General features: G+C 42.8%; 14 protein-coding genes. 11 read left to right on the top strand and 3 right to left on the bottom strand.

Annotated elements, in window-relative coordinates:
• Nucleotides 1-33 precede the first annotated feature (33 nt).
• From HPS54_RS09400 to HPS54_RS09385, 4 genes are all read left to right on the top strand, one after another.
• Nucleotides 34-1,269: a glycosyltransferase family 4 protein gene (locus tag HPS54_RS09400; protein ID WP_172345193.1), complete on the top strand. Its 1,236-nt coding sequence runs from the start codon at nt 34-36 to the stop codon at nt 1,267-1,269.
• A gap of 173 nt (nt 1,270-1,442) precedes the next feature.
• Nucleotides 1,443-2,369 (top strand): WecB/TagA/CpsF family glycosyltransferase, encoded by a 927-nt coding sequence (locus HPS54_RS09395; RefSeq protein WP_253951982.1) that lies wholly within the window; start codon nt 1,443-1,445, stop codon nt 2,367-2,369.
• On the top strand, nt 2,366-3,445 hold the full coding sequence (locus HPS54_RS09390) for a nucleotidyltransferase domain-containing protein (protein WP_172345192.1): 1,080 nt from the start codon (nt 2,366-2,368) through the stop codon (nt 3,443-3,445). Before HPS54_RS09395 ends, HPS54_RS09390 begins: the two co-directional genes overlap by 4 nt.
• Before the next feature lie 705 nt (nt 3,446-4,150).
• On the top strand, nt 4,151-5,590 hold the full coding sequence (locus HPS54_RS09385) for an undecaprenyl-phosphate glucose phosphotransferase (RefSeq protein WP_172345191.1): 1,440 nt from the start codon (nt 4,151-4,153) through the stop codon (nt 5,588-5,590).
• 155 nt (nt 5,591-5,745) lie between these two features.
• Here HPS54_RS09385 and HPS54_RS09380 read toward each other — a convergent pair whose 3' ends face one another.
• The 3 genes from HPS54_RS09380 to rfbA all read right to left on the bottom strand — a co-directional run bounded on the left by HPS54_RS09380 (nt 5,746) and on the right by rfbA (nt 9,783).
• A complete protein-coding gene (locus HPS54_RS09380) occupies nt 5,746-6,180 on the bottom strand; it encodes a BT0820 family HAD-type phosphatase (RefSeq protein ID WP_172345190.1) in 435 nt (144 codons plus the stop codon).
• Nucleotides 6,181-6,301: 121 nt separating this feature from the next.
• Nucleotides 6,302-8,845: a GumC family protein gene (locus HPS54_RS09375; RefSeq protein WP_172345189.1), complete on the bottom strand. Its 2,544-nt coding sequence runs from the start codon at nt 8,843-8,845 to the stop codon at nt 6,302-6,304.
• Between the two features lie 59 nt (nt 8,846-8,904).
• Nucleotides 8,905-9,783, bottom strand: coding sequence for a glucose-1-phosphate thymidylyltransferase RfbA (gene rfbA / locus HPS54_RS09370; RefSeq protein ID WP_172345188.1), 879 nt, complete (start codon nt 9,781-9,783; stop codon nt 8,905-8,907).
• Nucleotides 9,784-10,055: 272 nt separating this feature from the next.
• Here rfbA and HPS54_RS09365 point away from each other — a divergent pair, with 272 nt between their 5' ends.
• The 7 genes from HPS54_RS09365 (at nt 10,056) to nrdD (ending at nt 18,043) form a co-directional block, all read left to right on the top strand.
• A complete protein-coding gene (locus HPS54_RS09365; RefSeq protein ID WP_172345187.1) occupies nt 10,056-10,691 on the top strand; it encodes a hypothetical protein in 636 nt (211 codons plus the stop codon).
• Between the two features lie 416 nt (nt 10,692-11,107).
• The gene (locus HPS54_RS09360; protein WP_172345186.1) at nt 11,108-11,401 is read left to right on the top strand and encodes a hypothetical protein; all 294 of its coding nucleotides are present in this window, start codon (nt 11,108-11,110) and stop codon (nt 11,399-11,401) included.
• Between the two features lie 8 nt (nt 11,402-11,409).
• Nucleotides 11,410-11,709, top strand: coding sequence for a cell division protein ZapA (locus tag HPS54_RS09355; RefSeq protein ID WP_172345185.1), 300 nt, complete (start codon nt 11,410-11,412; stop codon nt 11,707-11,709).
• 73 nt (nt 11,710-11,782) lie between these two features.
• A complete protein-coding gene (gene rny, locus HPS54_RS09350; RefSeq protein ID WP_172345184.1) occupies nt 11,783-13,318 on the top strand; it encodes a ribonuclease Y in 1,536 nt (511 codons plus the stop codon).
• A gap of 278 nt (nt 13,319-13,596) precedes the next feature.
• The gene (locus tag HPS54_RS09345) at nt 13,597-14,682 is read left to right on the top strand and encodes a hypothetical protein (protein WP_172345183.1); all 1,086 of its coding nucleotides are present in this window, start codon (nt 13,597-13,599) and stop codon (nt 14,680-14,682) included.
• A gap of 120 nt (nt 14,683-14,802) precedes the next feature.
• Nucleotides 14,803-15,759: a LuxR C-terminal-related transcriptional regulator gene (locus HPS54_RS09340; protein WP_172345182.1), complete on the top strand. Its 957-nt coding sequence runs from the start codon at nt 14,803-14,805 to the stop codon at nt 15,757-15,759.
• Nucleotides 15,760-15,946: 187 nt separating this feature from the next.
• The gene (nrdD, locus tag HPS54_RS09335) at nt 15,947-18,043 is read left to right on the top strand and encodes an anaerobic ribonucleoside-triphosphate reductase (protein ID WP_172345181.1); all 2,097 of its coding nucleotides are present in this window, start codon (nt 15,947-15,949) and stop codon (nt 18,041-18,043) included.
• The last annotated feature ends 33 nt before the right edge of the window (nt 18,044-18,076 follow it).

The raw sequence follows: 18,076 nt of genomic DNA, 5'->3' as shown, positions 1-18,076 counted from the left end.
GTATAAGATGAATAAAATTCTATTTCGTTAAAAATGTATTCAATTTTAATTAACGCCTACGCTTGTTCGCCAGGGATGGGTAGTGAGCCTGGTATGGCATGGAATTGGTGCGTGAATCTTGCTCGTTATTGCGAGTTGCATATTATTACGGAGGGTGAATTTCGTGATAAGATAGAAGCAACGGTTTCAATGCTTCCGCAAGGTAAGAATATGCACTTCTATTATAATCCTGTGCCGGAAGAAGTGCGGCGGATGTGTTGGAATCAAGGCGACTGGCGTTTTTATAAATATTACAAGCAGTGGCAATGGCGGACTTATGAGATTGCAAAGGATATAATGTCTACGACTCGTATAGACGTGCTTCATCAATTGAATATGATCGGTTTTCGTGAGCCCGGCTATTTGTGGAAAATAGACGGTGTACCTTTGGTCTGGGGACCTGTGGATGCGAAAGAAAAATTTCCTGTAGCCTATTTGGATGGTGCGGGATGGAAAACAAATATTTTCATGCGTTTGAAAAACATCATCACATCATGGCAGTTTCGTAATGACAAACGTGTCCACCGGATGGTAGAGTGTTCGGAAGTTATAGTGTCAGCATCTTCAAATTCCCAAAGTTCATTCTTGAAATATTTTTCCAAAGAGACGCCACTTATCAATGAGACAGGATGCTATGTTACGGAGAATGTTAGAATGGAGCAAATATATGGTTGTGATGTAAAATCGACTTTTGATTTGCTTTGGGTTGGAAAAATGGATTTCCGTAAGCAGTTTGAACTTGCCATTCGTTCGCTTTCTATGGCCTATCATTCAGACATACGACTGCATGTAGTTGGTAGTGGAGACGTGTCGTCATATCAGAAAGTTGCTGAGCTGCTTGGTGTTATGGACAATTGTATATGGCATGGTGCTGTATCGCATGACGAAGTGCAGAGTTTGATGAAGCATGCTGATCTTTTTTTCTTTACGAGTGTGGCCGAAGGTACTCCTCATGTTGTTCTTGAAGCAATAGGAAATAGATTGCCTGTATTGTGTTTTGACACTTGTGGACATGGTGATTCTGTAGACGAAAGAGTTGGCATAAAGATTCCTCTTAGCAATCCCCGACAGTCGGTAAAGGATTTTGCCGAGAAGATAGAATACTTGTATTCTCATCGTGATGTACTCAAGCAGATGTCTGAAAATTGCAGGGAACGCCGGAAAGAATTGAGTTGGGATAATAAAGCACGTCAGATGGTAGAATTGTATAATCAGATAATAGAAAAATGAGACAGCGTGATGTAAGTATGGACATAAAGTATATTGTCGATATTTCTGTTGATATATTTATCCATATTGATTAATATTTCTGTTCTTCAGGCGTAAAGGTATTGAATTTTGTTCAAATCCGAGAAATAAATCTTTGGAAAATTGCTTAAATCCGAGAAATAAAATATGTTTATATGATAAAGTTGAAAGATTTATGTATCCTTGACAGCTGTGAGGCTTTGGCATGTATCCCCTCCGGTAAGATTCTTATAAACACGATAAACGCTCATTCTTATAACACGGCGCAGAAAGACGCTTTATTTGCAGAGGCGTTGAAAAACGGGGATTATCTTATTCCGGACGGTGCAAGTATTGTTATGGCATGTCGATGGCTTAATGCCAAGTCGCAGCCAAAGGAAAGGATTGCGGGGTGGGACTTGTTCGTTCATGAGATGAACGAATTAAATGAAGAATGTAGAATGAAGAATGAAGAATTAAAGAAACCAGATTCGACGACTGTGGGGCAAGCTGATGAAGAATTAAAAATGACGAAACGACATTTGACACCCGATAGAGAATACAATAAAGAATGTTGTGGCTCCAACAATTGTAATAATAATTCTTCATTCTACATTCTTCATTCTTCATTTAAGCTCTGTTCTTCATTTAATCCTAAGAAGAAAGTAATGTTTCTTGGTTCTTCGGAAGAGGTGCTTGAGAAGATACGGCGTGAGGTGTATTATATCTATCATAATCTTGAGGTTGTCACTTACTCGCCTCCTTATAAAGCTGTGTTCTCAGATGAAGACAACAGGGCGATGATTGATGCAATAAACAAGGCGGATCCGGATTTGTTGTGGATAGGCATGACGGCTCCCAAACAGGAGAAATGGGTGTATGAGCATTGGGATGAACTGGATATTCATTGTCATGTAGGGACGATAGGTGCCGTGTTCGATTTCTTCGCCGGTACGGTTAAACGTGCTCCGAAGTGGTGGCAGCGTCACGGACTTGAATGGCTTTACAGGCTTATAAGCGAGCCGAGGCGTATGTGGAGGCGTTATCTGATAGGAAACGTTTTGTTTCTGTGGTATATCGTTAGAGAGAAGTGTGGGATATGAGGGATAAGTTCTTCTGTCTTATACGGTTCTCGGTGGATGATACTGTGGACATTCCTGCCGGTATAAAGCCGGCGGACTGGAGGATACTGCACCGGATGGCTGTGGAGCAAGCACTTGTAGGCGTATTGTTCCGTGGTATAAAGAAGTTACCGGATGATATGTTGCCGGACAGGGAACTTGTATTGAGGTGGTATGCGGAGAGCGAGAGTATTGCTCGGCAGAATAAAAAGGTAAACGAGGCAGCAGTGGCTGTCTCGGATATGTTCATGAAGGATGGCTTCAGAAGTTGCATACTGAAAGGACTGGGTAATGCCATTTTATATCCCGACCCGTATATGCGTACACCGGGCGATATCGATATATGGCTTGAAGGCAGTGACATGGAGATAATAGATTATTTGCATTCACGGAAAGTAAAAGGCAAGTGTTATTATCATCATGCGGAAGTTCCGGATTTTCGTGGCATACCTGTGGAGGTGCATTATCGTCCGTCGTTCCAGTTCAACATGTTTCATAATATGCGTATACAGCGTTTCTTTAGAAAGACGGCAGATATACAGTTTTCCAACAGAGTGGAACTTCCCGAAGGTGCCGGACAAGTGTATGTGCCGACGCCTTTCTTTAATCTCATATTCCAGATGAGCCATATAGCGAATCACTTTTTTCATGAGGGGATTGGTCTTAGGCAATTGATGGACTATTTCTTTTTATTGAGGCAGAATATATCTGCGGATGACAGGGCTGAGTTTGCCCGCCTTTTTAAAAGGTTCGGAATGTATAACTTTGCTTCTGCCGTAATGTATGTGTTGCAGGAAGTTTTTGGTCTGAAGGAGAATTTGCTTATTGTTCCTGCAGATGCAAGGCGTGGCAGGCTGCTTCTTAATGAAATCCTTGCTGCCGGAAACTTCGGGCATTATGACTGTAGGGTATGGCATAATGCCAATTCCGGACAATTCCGGAAGAATATTCAGCGCCTTTACCGTAACATGCGTTTTATGCTTTACTATCCGTCGGAATGCCTGTGTGAGCCATTCTTCCGTCTGTATCATTTTTTCTGGAGGATGAGAATGGATTAATCCTTAACAGGATTTTCAAAAAAATGTCCATACCTGTGGAATTATTCCGAACTCGTGTATATATTGTTGAAATATTTATTTGATATTTTGTTGCTGACTCTATGTGGGGGTATAAAACATATCTTTCGGTGTCTAAAGCATAGAGTTATGATAATTAATTGTTGATAATTTATAATTGGATGTTCCGGTGAACCCAGTGGCGACTTGAAGGTTTCGAGTAGTGGCGTCCAGTATACAAATATCTGTGGCACAGGTTGATACAGTGCAAATGTTTGCAGCGGTACCGCAATATGCGGTGCCGCATTTTTTTATGCCAATGACAGATATGACTTGTCGCAAATGGTGAAAATATCCCTGCCACAACGGTTGAATCTTTATCATTTATCCTGGATCCAAGTCTGGTATGTTTCGGACCGTATTTATTGTATGGCATATACTGTTTATGACTGTGTGTAAATCCTTTACTGAAGAAGATGAGATCGGGGATATAATTCATTGTTACCACATTATTTGTTTTTCCGAATATTTTTCTATTTATTTGCTTGTTTTATATATTTATAATATAATGAATGTTAATATTTTCGGGGGGGGTAGAACGGATTTATCTGAAAATGTGTAACTTTGCAAAACTGGGGATTATACGTTTTGCAATTTATTGTTAATCATAACGAAATACACAAAAAGCCTAAAAACTGTCATTAAGTAATGAAACCATTTTTTTATAGTTCTACAAAACTGGATATATTAGTGTTCGTGATAGATGTGTTTGCATTTAATCTCGGATTATTGATTTGTTTTTATCTCGGATTGTGGCCAACGGTAGGGGATGACGGGTTGCTGATGTTCCGTTGGTCTACTGCCAATATCTCTTATATTCTTTCATTGGCATTTTTCTTTATAAAGCTTCATCACAGGCTGAAGCAGCCTTTTCTGGTCTTGAATAATACATTCCGGACTTCATTGTTTTTCATAGTATTGTATGCCGCTGTGCTTGGAATGGCACATCATGCTGTTCCCGGCTTTTTTCGTTCATTGTCAGTGGCGTTCATCGTGTTTGCCGTAATCTCTGTCGAACGCCTGCTTTTCCGTAAGGTACTTATGAACTTGCGATATATTGGTTACAATAATGTCAATGCCATTGTTTTGGGTGACGGTTATTTTGTACGTAAGGTTGTAGGCGTTATGAACGATCCTTGGAGCAGTTACCGTCTTTTAGGCATGTTCAGTGACAGTAATGACTTTGACATGAAAGATCTGGTGGAGACCGATGCCGATACGGGCGAGAAATGTTTGCAGGAGAAATACAAGACCTTGTCTCTCGGTCGAATAAGTGATGTGCTTGGGTTTATTGAAAAAAGTAATGTCGACGAAGTGTATATAGGTCTGCCACAAGAATATAAAAAGAAACTTAAACGGTTGTTTGCTTTTTGCGAGCAGCACCTTATACGTGTAAGATATATTCCTCAGGATCATGATGTCGTAACGCAACATATAGTCGAGTTTGGTGATGCCTATGTTGTCACTCAGTATAACGAGCCGTTGAACACACCGATGAACCGTTTTATCAAGCGAATGTTTGATATTTGTTTTTCACTGCTGTTCCTTTGCACGCTGTTTCCTTTTATATATGTTGTCGTTGCTGTTATTTCTAAACTTACTATGCCCGGACCTGTATTTTTCAGGCAGGAGCGTACCGGATATGACGGAAAGAACTTTTGGTGTTATAAGTTCCGTAGTATGAAGGTTAATGTAAATGCCGACACATTGCAGGCAACAAAGAATGACCCGCGTGTGACAAGATTCGGGGCATTCCTGCGTCATTCAAATGTGGATGAACTGCCTCAGTTCTTTAATGTCTTGAGAGGGGATATGAGCATAGTTGGACCACGCCCTCACATGCTGTCACATACGGAGTATTATTCCAACCGTATATCAGATTATATGATACGTCATTATGTGAAGCCGGGTATTACAGGATGGGCACAGACGCATGGTGAGCGTGGTGAGACAAAAACCGTTGATGATATGGGACGTCGTGTTGAAAAAGACATCTGGTATATAGAGCACTGGAATTTCTGGCTTGATATACAGATAATATTCAAGACCGTTGCTGACGCTGTTAAGGGGGATAAAAAGGCATATTGAGTGGATATGCCGAAAAGAGATAGAGGGAGATAAGTGGATTAAAATACATACCCCATAGCTTTACGCATTGAAACCGTATGGGTTATGATGCGTAAAGCTATGGGGTATGTAATAATATCAGTATGGTAATAGTTGCCTGTTATATGCGGCTATAATCAGAATTGCCACCAACGTTTTTTCCTGTTGATGTTGTCCGGCTTGGTATATTCACCTCTGCGTTCCATTATATAGTCCTGATAAGTCTTGTTTTCATTTATCATGTGATATATTGTTCCCCAGTCCGGCAGTCCGCCGATATTGCGGTCGTCTATGAAAAGGTCTGCTTTTACTTTGCGGGAAAAATATTGGTTGTTGTCGGTTCCTTGTTCTTCCGGGAAGTCTTTATTCACAGCGTAGAACTCAACTCCTCTGTCACGGCACCACTGTATGGCCTCTTCCAACAGTTCACCCTCCCTTACCGACCAAAGTATCAGTCTGTGGTGGTCGGCAATTAGCATTTTAAGAGTTTCTGTGGCGAAAGGCTTTTCCCTGCCGATTTTAGGATACTCATGTTCAACAATGGTTCCGTCAAAATCTACTGCGATTGTCATTATGCTGTGTGATTAAGATTTTATTAAAGATGGGATATTAATTGTGATTTTGCTTATGTCGGGACTTATTTAACAAGATGAAAAATAAGTCCCGACATATTTCTGATATGGTTCTTTTTTGTTATTTCTTTATGGAGTTATCTTCCTTGTTTCCATAACTGCTGTTGGAGTAGCTGGAGTAGCTCGTATAGTTTCCGTAGCCTCCATATCGTCCATAAGAACCATACTTGCCGTATCTTCCGGAACCACGTCCGTATTTACCATACTTACCGTAGCGTCCGTATCCGTAGTAATAACCATGTTTCTTTTTAGACATGTCGATACCGTTTATTACGAGTGCAATATTCGGTAGTTTGTCTTCATTTGCAAGCTCGTTGATTGTGTCGAAACATGCTTTCGGGGTATAGTCTGCACGGCACATATATATGGTGGCATTGGCGATCTTTCCTATGTGAAGCGTGTCGGTTACAAGTCCTACGGGGGCAGTGTCGATAAGCACATAATCGTATTTCTCTTTAAGACAATCTATTATTGTCTCAAGAGACGGACGTGCCATAAGTTCTGACGGGTTGGGCGGAACAGGACCTGCCATTAACAAATCAAGGTTCTTGTTGATTTCAGACGGGAGAATCTGTTCCTTTATGTCATTCCATGTAGGTTCCGCCATTGTAAGAAGCGGTGTTATACCGTTATGATGGTTCTTGATTTCGAAAAGCTCTGCCAATCGCGGTTTACGGATATCAAGACCTACGAGGATTACTTTCTTGCCGAGCAATGCGAAACTTACCGCCAGGTTGGCGCAGTTGAACGTCTTTCCTTCACCGGATGTGCTTGAAGTAAACATGATGACGTTCTCCTTGTCCTTTAGCATAAATTGCAGGTTTGTACGCATTGAGCGGAATATTTCTTCCATCTGGTTGTTTTCATTCTCGTGTACTACTATGTCCGCACGTGTTTTTACTGCCTCATTGGCAATTGCCACGTCTGCAATAATCGGCAGTTTTGTCAGTTTCATGACATCCTCGCGACCTTCTATCCTGAAACGGAAGAAGTTTATGATAATCATTATCAATGCCGGAATGGCTATTCCGCATATAAGTGCGATGAGCATGATAGTCTTATCGTTCGGAGACACCTTGCCTGTATATTGTGGCTTTTCTATCACCTTTGCCTTGTCTGCTGTGGCTGCCAGCGTTATAGAGTTTTCTTCACGCTTCTGCAGCAACATGAGATAAAGTCCTGATGTAACCTCGCGTTCGCGTCCGATCCTTGTCAGTATGCGTTCCTGTTCAGGAGTACGTGCAACCTCATTTTCGTATATGTTGTATTGTGAGGCTACGGCATTTCTTTGTATTTCGAGACTCTTCTTTGCTTGTGACAATGCCTGTGTGATGCTTGGTGTAATGATGTCAAGCTGTGAAGTGAGTGACTCTATTACAGGACTTGTCTCTGAGGCTGAACGCAACATACGGTTACGTTCGAGGGCAATTTTGTTGTACTCGTTGATGAGCGACGTGGATGCCTGATCCTGAAGACCTATATTTGAAGGCAATACCTGATATTTGTTTCCCGGACGGTTGGCAAATTGTATCAGGCTGTTTATCAGTGCAATCTGCATGTCTACATCCGTAAGTTTCTGTCTGTAGGCATTTTTGTTGCCCAAAGAACCCGGAGCGTCAATCTTCAGTTCTATAAGATTGTTTCTTTTCTTATAACTTTCCAGTGAACCGTCGGTGTTGTTCAGCTCTGCACTGATTTTCTCAAGACGGTCATTAATAAAGCTCTCGGTACGTACGGCTATTTCGTTCTTGTCTTCATTTGCCAAGCCGTTATAGCAGATGGCAAGCTGGTTGAGGAAGTCGATACCTCGTTTTATGTTGGTATCCTTGAAACTGATGTTCAGCACGCTTGTCTCTTTGCCCGACTGCTGTATGGACAGTCCGTTGGCATATTTGTATGAGGCGTTTTGCGGAGACATTATTCTTACAATCATTTTCTGTCCGTCTCTCATGGTGTATCCATTGTTTTTCGTGAGATAGATTGTACCGGTTTTTGTCTCGATGGTGTACGGCAGGCTGCTGAAAGTCTTTTCAAAAGAGAAAGAACCATTGGCTGTAAGTTCGTCTATGGTTTGCCAGTACGAACCTTCCACCTTATATGTTCCACCCTTGCGGGTTATTTTTAGATTTATCGGGTGGCTTAGTTTTTCCAAGTGCGCAAAATCCAAATCAACGCTTATTGGTTGTGTCTTATATAGGATCTGGTCTTTTATTCTGCCGTCATTCCAGTAAGACACATAAAGTTTCAGGTCGCGTACAGCCTGTACGGCAACTATTGTCGATTTCAATATTTCCTGTTCGTTTTCTATACCATATCCGGTTGTGATGGTTCCGAGGTTCGTCATCGACTCTATACCATTTACAGAAGTTCTGCGCATTTTGTTGCTGTTCCCGTCATCTTTGATAAGTATTTTTGTCGTCACATTGTGTATTGGTGTTGTATAACGCAAATACAGGTATGCCGAACCGAGGCAGATGATTGTTGAAAGCACAAACCACTGCCAGTTAAGGATAATTAATGTGTAAATAGACCGGAGACTGAAGACCGACTGCTCTTCTTCCACTTCCGGAACAAACGGATTGTTTTGCTGTTGTTCTGTAGTCATATATTTGTTTCTTTTTTTTATTTTTAATTTTGAAGTAATGGGTATATTGAATGATAATATTATGTTCTGTCGCCAATAATTCTCAGGAGATATTTTCCGTAATCATTCTTTTGCATCGGTTGTGCCAGTTGTGCCAACTTCTCTGCATCTATCCATCCTCGTCTGTATGCTATCTCTTCGAGGCATGCGATTTTCTGTCCCTGTCGTTTTTCTATAACCTCTATGAATGTGGATGCTTCCGACAATGAGTCGTGTGTGCCGGTGTCAAGCCATGCAAAACCCCTTTGGAGTGTTTTTACCTTTAGTGTTCTGTGGTTGAGGTATTCTTGGTTGACGGTTGTTATCTCCAGTTCGCCCCTTGCACTCGGCTTTATATTTTTTGCAACTTTCACTACGCTGTTGGGATAAAAATAAAGTCCAACCACCGCATAATTGCTTTTCGGGTGTTCCGGTTTCTCTTCTATGCTCAGGCAGTTTCCATTAATGTCAAATTCTGCCACTCCATATCTTTCCGGGTCGTTTACATAATACCCGAATACGGTAGCATTCCCTTTTTCCGCTTCTTTGACACTGTCGCGCAGCAGTCCCGTAAAGCCTGAACCGTAAAAGATGTTGTCGCCGAGAACAAGGCATACATTGTCATTGCCGATGAATTTCTCACCGATTATAAAAGCCTGTGCAAGTCCGTCGGGTGATGGCTGCTCGGCATATTCGAATTTTACTCCGAAGTCTGCTCCGTCGCCAAGCAGACGACGGAAGCCCGGAAGGTCATGTGGTGTGGATATTATGAGTATTTCCCTTATTCCGGCAAGCATAAGTACCGAAATGGGATAATATATCATGGGCTTGTCGAAAATAGGAATCAACTGTTTGCTTATACCCTTGGTGATGGGGTATAGGCGTGTGCCCGAACCTCCTGCAAGTACAATACCTTTCATGATCGAGAACTGTTTTCGGCACGAACGGAACATGTGCTGTTTATGCGTTCTTGTGTGTCATACGCCGGGGCTTCCGCTCTTCAGCCGTCTTTAATACATTTTTTTATTAATTAATAAGTGTGCGCAAAGGTAAGAAAATAAAATGAGAATATTCAAATTTTATTTTGATTTTTGCTCTATTTGCCGTACATTTGCAGGCATGTTGCGCCGTCCGTTCTTTGTTGTGTGCGGCGTGGAGAGTTTTAATTGGAATTTTATTTTATATCATAGACATGGGATTTTTTAGTAAATTGTTCGGTAAAAAAAGTGCGGAAGAGGGACGTGCCGGTGGCATGGAGGACTATATGACGCTTATTCGCGTTTATTTTCAGGCAGCCATAGCCGAGAGTGCGGGCATAACCAATTTGGCGATGCTCCCCGATCTTCGTCTGTTCAAGACAACACTGCGTGTGCCGACGGTCAACAACAAGCTTGGCGTTGGTGAGAAACGCCACTGCCGGAAGATGCTGAAAGACATCTACGGCACGGAAGACGACTTTTTCAAGGAGATAGACCAGAGCATCAGAAAGAACTGCCGGAAGATACAGGATGTACAGACATACATGGTGCAGTTTCAGAATTTCAGTCAGGATATGATGATGCTGACCGGAAATCTGATGAAGTTCAAGTTGCGCATGCCGTCTTTTTTCAAGAAGACGCTGTACAAGATGACGGAGAAGACGGTTGATGACATTTTCGATAAGAACGACTTTTCCGATCCCGGAGTGTTGAAGACGGTAGCCGGTATACGTGCATACGACAAGCGACTGGGGTTCAGCAAAAAATGGATTACCGACTTTGTGTTCGGCGTTGTGATGCTTGCGAAGAAAGAACCGCGTCCGGACGGTGATGCGGAGCAGAAAAAATAAAGACATGTCCGGCGGCTTTCCCTGTATGAAACGTACTTCGGGGAAAGCCGCAGGTATTTGGAACCGGTGTCATTTCCGCTGTCTTTTCCAAGTCATTTGTATAAATTCAGCAAGTTTCGAATTTATCTCTTTTTTCTTGATTTTCAATCAGTTAGTTCTTTATCCTTGTGCTTACGGAACGCTTTCGGTGGCAGACCTCTTAACGCGCTGTGCCATAGTGAGTTGCAAAAGGTGCCCTTTTAGGATGTAAAAGGGCACCTCTCAGAGTTTGAAACGCCACCTCTTGGATTTTCATCGGTAAGGTGTCGCGTGGCATGATGTTGCAGGTCTAATATAGATGTGTATGTTAATAAACTTTGACTAATCTTTTGTGTTCTCGTTTAAATTTAGTAAATTTGTCGGCAAAAAGTAATTTGATGGCTGATGACAACAAACAACTGACGCTGTTCACTACGCGTGTAAGGCAGATGATTCTCCATTACAAGCAGGTAAGGAAGGAGAACGATGACCTGTATGCCATGGTGGACGAGCGCGATAAGGAGATAGAGAGGCTCCGGTTGCAGTTGGCGCAGGCGCAGAAAGACTACGAAAGTCTCAAAATGGCGAGGATGCTGGAGATTACCGACGGTGACATGGACGCCGCAAAACGCCGGCTTTCCGGACTGATAAGAGACGTGAACAAATGTATTACGCTGCTGAGTGAAAAGTGACCGTGGCGATGATGGAAGAGAATGATAAATTACATATAAGATTGCACGTATACGATACGGACATCCCCGTTAAGGTTTTGCGCGAGGATGAGTATTTTTATCGTGAGGCGGCGAAACTTATAAGCAGTACGGTGAACACATACGCCGGTGTTTATAAGGGGCGCAAAAGCGATAAAGAGATATTGTATATGGCAATGATAGATATCGCGCTGAAGTTTGAAAAGGACAAGATGCGGAACGATGTCGGTCCCTATAATGATATTCTCGCCAAAATCACTGCGGAGATAGAAAAAGCCCTGGAGCCGTGATGTTGTCGCGGAGCCGTAGGCAGAGTAGTGTCTTGAAGTGAGAATATTTTTAATTATATAAACTTAAAAACAAATGATAGAATGTGTTATAGCCGCAGTTGTAGCCCTTGTTGTAGGGGGAATATGCGGATATGTTATTTTCCGTTATGTCATAAAAGGAAAATACAATGAGCTGATAGCAGCCGCCGATAAGGAAGCGGAAGTGTTGAAAGAAAAGAAATTGCTTGAGGTAAAGGAGAAATTCCTTAACAAGAAGGCTGAACTTGAAAAAGAGGTACATGCGCGTAACCAGAAGATACAGCAGGGTGAGAACCGGCTGAAGCAGCGCGAGATTTCGCTCAATCAGCGTCAGGAAGAACTCGGCAGAAAAAAGCAGGAAGTGGATCAGCAGCAGCAGCGTATAGACAATGAGAAGAAGCTGTTGCAGGTAAAGCAGGAAGAGCTTGACAAAATGCAGCTGCAGGAACGTGCCAAGTTGGAGGAACTTTCGGGGCTTAGTGCTGAAGAAGCAAAGAACCGTCTTGTGGAAAGTCTGAAAGACGAGGCACGCACAAATGCCGCCGGATATATAAACGAAATAATGGATGAGGCAAAGCTTAATGCCAACTCCCAGGCAAAGAAAATCGTTATACAGACCATACAGCGTGTGGCAACGGAAACGGCGATAGAAAATTCTGTCAGCGTGTTCCATATCGACAACGACGAGGTCAAGGGGCGTATCATCGGTCGTGAGGGACGCAACATACGTGCCCTTGAGGCTGCCACCGGAGTGGAAATCGTTGTGGACGATACGCCGGAGGCAATCGTTATTTCAGCTTTCGACCCCATAAGAAGAGAGGTGTGCCGTCTTGCTCTGCATCAGCTCGTAGCCGACGGGCGCATACATCCTGCGCGTATAGAGGAAGTTGTGGCTAAAGTCAAGAAGCAGCTCGACAATGAAGTAATAGAGACGGGCAAACGCACGGCGATAGACCTTGGCATACACGGACTTCATCCCGAACTTGTACGCATAATAGGTAAGATGAAATACCGTTCAAGTTACGGACAGAACCTGTTGCAACATGCACGCGAAACGGCAAACCTGTGTGCTGTCATGGCTTCGGAACTGGGCTTGAATCCAAAGAAGGCGAAGCGTGCCGGACTGCTGCATGATATCGGTAAGGTGCCTGATGAGGAGAGTGAACTGCCTCACGCATTGTATGGAGCGAAGATTGCCGAGAAGTATAAGGAGAAAGCAGATATATGCAATGCAATCGGTGCTCACCACGATGAAATGGAGATGAACACGTTGCTCGCACCGATTGTTCAGATATGCGATGCCATAAGCGGTGCTCGTCCCGGTGCCCGTCGTGAGATAGTAGAGGCTTATATCAAACGTCTTAACGACCTTGAGGCAATAGCCATGAGTTATCCCGGCGTTACCAAGACCTTCGCAATACAGGCAGGTCGTGAATTGCGTGTAATTGTCGGTGCAGACAAGATGGACGATAAGGAGACAGAGGCGCTTTCCGGAGAGATTGCAACGAAGATACAGAACGAGATGACATATCCCGGACAGGTTAAGATAACGGTTATACGTGAGACCCGTTCGGTGGCATACGCTAAATAAAAACAGGTATATTGCAGCCTCATGACGGACTGTAAAATCACTAAAAGGTGTCGGGACAAATCTGTGTTCCGACACCTTTCGGTTTTCTGCATGATGTGGAATAGGTATTGTCTGTATGGTGGTTCGCGAAAAAATACCTATTTTTTGTGATTGCATCTCCGGGATATATTTTGTTATTTTGCACCGTTGAAATGTGATATTGATGACGGATATTATTTTCTTTACGTCTTGAAAGGCGGCTGAGGACATAACCCGAAATTCCGGGAATGATGCGATATATGAATTTGGAGGATGCTGTGAAGAGCGGGGCGTGGCTCTTATTTGATTATACGGATGTTATGAATTTAAGGAAAACGATGGTTGCAGCATTGTTGCTGCTTGTGTGTGGGGCAAGCATTGCCCGTGCTGATGATGACGGAACGGATACTTCGGCAATATTTGAAGGCGAAGTTTCGTTTGAGACCAATTGCGGACATAATTATTATGGTGATAACCGTACGGTTTTTGATTTTCCGCATATAGAGTTGTCTGGACTCCTACGTTTGGGTAAAGGTTGGTCTCTGTCGGCAGACTTTGAATATGAGCGTTTTTATGAAGACGGTGCATGGTGCGGTTCGTTCAAGGATATGTTTTCAACAAACATGTTGTATGTCAATAAGGCTTTTGATGAAAAACTGAATGTGAAAGGTGGTATCTTGGATATTCCGGTGGGGATTACAAATAGTGGAGGACCTGCACTTACCATTTACGATCCGGAAAGTGAGTCTGGCGTTCTGCCTATGTCGTGGCACGAAACGGGACTTGCGGTATGGGGCGCTGTCGGCAACTGGCGTTACGAAGCTTCCATGATTTCGTGTCTTGACTTTCCGATTAACCGTTCGTGTGCACTCGGTGTCGCTTTCAGAAACGATTTTACAGATGTTGTCGATGGGTTGCGTATAGGTGCCGGAGGCTATTGGGGCAAGTCTTCATGTGGCATGGTAAGACGATGTAGGGCAGGTGAGTTTATTGGAACAGACGGTGTTTTCTTTGGTGTCGTGGATTTTGATTTCCGTAAAAACGGATGGATAGCCGACGGTTCGGCTGTTTATTGTACCGATTGTGGAGTCAAGTCGGTTGGCATGGAAGTAGGGTATGACTTTGCAGTACTCACGGGATTTCATGAAAAGGGTGTGATTCTGTTGCCTTTTGTTCGTTATGACGGTGTGTTTGAAGTAGAGTCAAGGAACAAAATGACACTTGGTGCAAATATATCTCCATTGCGTAATTTGGTGCTGAAGGTAGAGTACGGACACCGCCGTTTTTGTGGGATGAAGACGGAGAAGACGTTTGATGTCGGCATAGGATATACGATAGAGATATGATAAAGACAAGGCGGCAGTTGCAGGATTGAGATAAAATTCGTTACTTTGTACGGTGTGTGCTGCTTGTGCATTTGTACATTCTATAGCTGTATTTATATATATATAATTAAGGTGTGAGGGATGAAGAATAATAAGATATATGAAGCCGACGACAGGATGATATCTCTTATCGCGGACAATTATGACATGTTGCAGAGCTTGGGACGTTTTGGCATCAACCTGGGTTTTGGAGACAAGACTGTAAGAGAAGTTTGCGAGGAGCAGAACGTTGATACATGCACCTTTCTTGCCGTGGTTAATTTCTCTATGAACGGTAACGCTCCTGTTAACGATAACGACCGTCTCTCCATTTCCACACTGCTTCATTATCTTGAAGCATCTCATGAGTATTACCTTAATTTTGAACTTCCTTTCATACGGCGTGAGCTGAAAGAGGCACTGGACGATAGCGATAATCTTGCCCGGTTGATACTCCGCTTGTATGACGAGTTTGCCGATGAGGTTCGTGTGCACATGGAGTATGAGGAGCAGCACGTGTTTCCGTATGTGGAAGGACTGCTTAACCGGAAGGTTGACGATAGTTATGATATAGATACTTTCTCGAAACATCATGATCAGATAGACATGAAACTGAGAGAATTGAAGAATATTATAATAAAATATCTGCCGAGCGATTCGCACAGGAACAACCAGCTTATAGCTACTCTTCACGACCTTTATAGTAACGAGGAATGGCTGAAACAGCATGCAAGAATAGAAGACGAGATGTTTATTCCAGTGATACGTAATCTTGAGAACAAGTTTAAGAAAAACGATGTCTCTGCGAAAATATCGCGTATGATAAGCCGGAATAAAGATGGGGGCGAGGCGTTGAGCGATCGTGAAAAGGATGTTGTTGTAGCTCTAGTGCAAGGGATGACAAATAAGGAGATTGCCGATCATCTTTTTATTTCCGTAAATACGGTCATTACACATCGGCGTAATATTGCACGCAAGTTGCAGATACACAGTCCGGCAGGATTGACAATATATGCAATCGTGAATAATCTTGTCGATATTTCCTCGGTCAAGTTGTAGGTTACCTTTCACTTTTTCGATAATTTTTTATATGTAAGTGGCATGAAGTTTTAATTTTTATGCTACCTTTGTAACCGATAATATTAGACAAATCGGAAAACCTTTACAGGCTGTAATCCGGATAAAGTTTTCAAAATAGAAAACTTTTTGACGATTGAAAGCTTGAAAATTTCCCAAAAAGAGCATCATGGAAATAAAAAACTTTACTATTACAAAGCGCGATGGAGTAGTGGAGCGCTTTAGTCTTGACAAGATTATGAATGCCATAATAAAGGCTTTCAATTCAGTAGACGAGCCTGTTGATCTCGGACGTATATCGCAGATACTCAGTCATTTGAATATGTATGAGGGTATAAAGGTAGAGGATATACAGAATGAAGTCGAGGAAGCTCTGATGAAAGAGGGCTATTATAAGGTGGCAAAGAGCTTTATGCTGTATCGTCAGCGCCATACCGAAGATCGCGAGACAATGGAGAAGTTGAACTTTTTGGCAGACTATTGTGTTGCGAGCAATGCGGCTACAGGTTCGAAATATGATGCCAATGCTAATGTGGAACATAAGAATATTGCAACTTTGATAGGTGAGCTTCCAAAGTCGAGCTTCATTCGTCTGAACCGCAGGCTTCTGACAGACCGCATTAGAAAGATGTATGGAAAAGAACTGGCGGACAAGTATGTGGACTTGCTTACACATCATTTTATATATAAGAATGACGAGACAAGTCTTGCAAATTATTGTGCTTCGATAACCATGTATCCGTGGCTTATTGGTGGAACAACATCCATTGGCGGCAATTCTACTGCTCCTACAAACCTGAAATCATTCTGCGGCGGATTTGTAAACATGGTCTTCATGGTATCAAGCATGTTGAGCGGTGCATGCGCGACACCTGAATTCCTGATGTACCTGAACTACTTTCTTGGTATGGAGTACGGAAAGGAGTATTGGAAAGAAGCAGACAAGGTGGTTGATATGTCGTTGAAACACCGGACGATAGACAAGATGATAACCGACTGTTTCGAGCAGATTGTATATTCTATAAACCAACCTACGGGAGCACGTAATTACCAGGCGGTGTTCTGGAACATTGCTTATTACGACCGCCCGTATTTTGAAAGCCTTTTCGGAGAGTTCTATTTTCCGGATGGAAGCAAGCCGGACTGGAACGGACTGAGCTGGCTTCAGAAGCGTTTCATGAAATGGTTTAACAAGGAGAGAACGAAGACTGTGCTTACATTCCCTGTCGAGACAATGGCTCTTCTTACAGAGAATGGAGATGTGATAGACAAGGAATGGGGCGACTTTGCTGCCGAGATGTATTCCGAGGGACATTCGTTCTTTACATATATGAGTGACAATGCCGATTCTCTCAGTTCGTGTTGTCGTCTCAGAAACGAGATACAGGACAACGGTTTCAGCTATACGCTTGGTGCGGGCGGTGTCTCTACAGGTTCGAAGAGTGTGCTTACAATCAACTTGAACCGCTGCATACAGTATGCCGTAAATAACAAAATGGATTATGAGACGTTCTTGTGTGATGTCATAGACTTGGTGCATAAGGTACAGATGGCTTACAATGAAAATCTCAAGGATTTGCAGAAGAATGGCATGCTGCCGTTGTTTGACGCCGGATATATCAATATAGGACGCCAGTATCTGACCGTAGGAATTAACGGACTTGTGGAGGCTGCGGAGTTTATGGGGCTTGAAATAACGGATAATCCCAAATATTTGAAGTTTGTGCAAAGTATTCTCGGGCTGATCGAGAAGTATAACAAACTGTACAGAACCAAGGATATATTGTTCAATTGTGAGATGATTCCCGCAGAGAATGTCGGTGTGAAGCATGCCAAGTGGGACAGGGAAGACGGATATTTTGTACCTCGTGACTGTTATAACAGCTATTTCTATGTGGTAGAGGACGATTCTCTTGACATCATAGAGAAGTTCAAACTCCATGGTGCGCCATACATACAGCATCTTACGGGAGGTTCCGCATTGCACATGAATCTCGAGGAACACTTGTCAAAAGCGCAATACAGACAATTGCTCAGGGTTGCTGCAAAGGAAGGATGTAATTACTTTACGTTCAATATTCCCAACACCATATGCAACGATTGCGGATATATCGACAAGCGCTATCTTAAAGAATGCCCCCACTGTAAGAGCAAGAACGTTGATTATATGACACGTATTATAGGTTATTTAAAGCGTGTCAGCAACTTCTCTGCCGCGCGTCAGCAAGAGGCGGCAAGGCGTTTTTATGCCAATGCGGACTTGTAAGCCGTGTCGGCATGATGTTTAATTACAGTCGAT

This window comes from Xylanibacter caecicola (genome assembly GCF_013166515.1).
GTDB classification, from domain to species: Bacteria; Bacteroidota; Bacteroidia; order Bacteroidales; family Bacteroidaceae; genus Prevotella; species Prevotella caecicola.
Note: the sequence above shows the minus strand (reverse complement) of the source record. Positions and strands in the feature narration are given on the sequence as shown.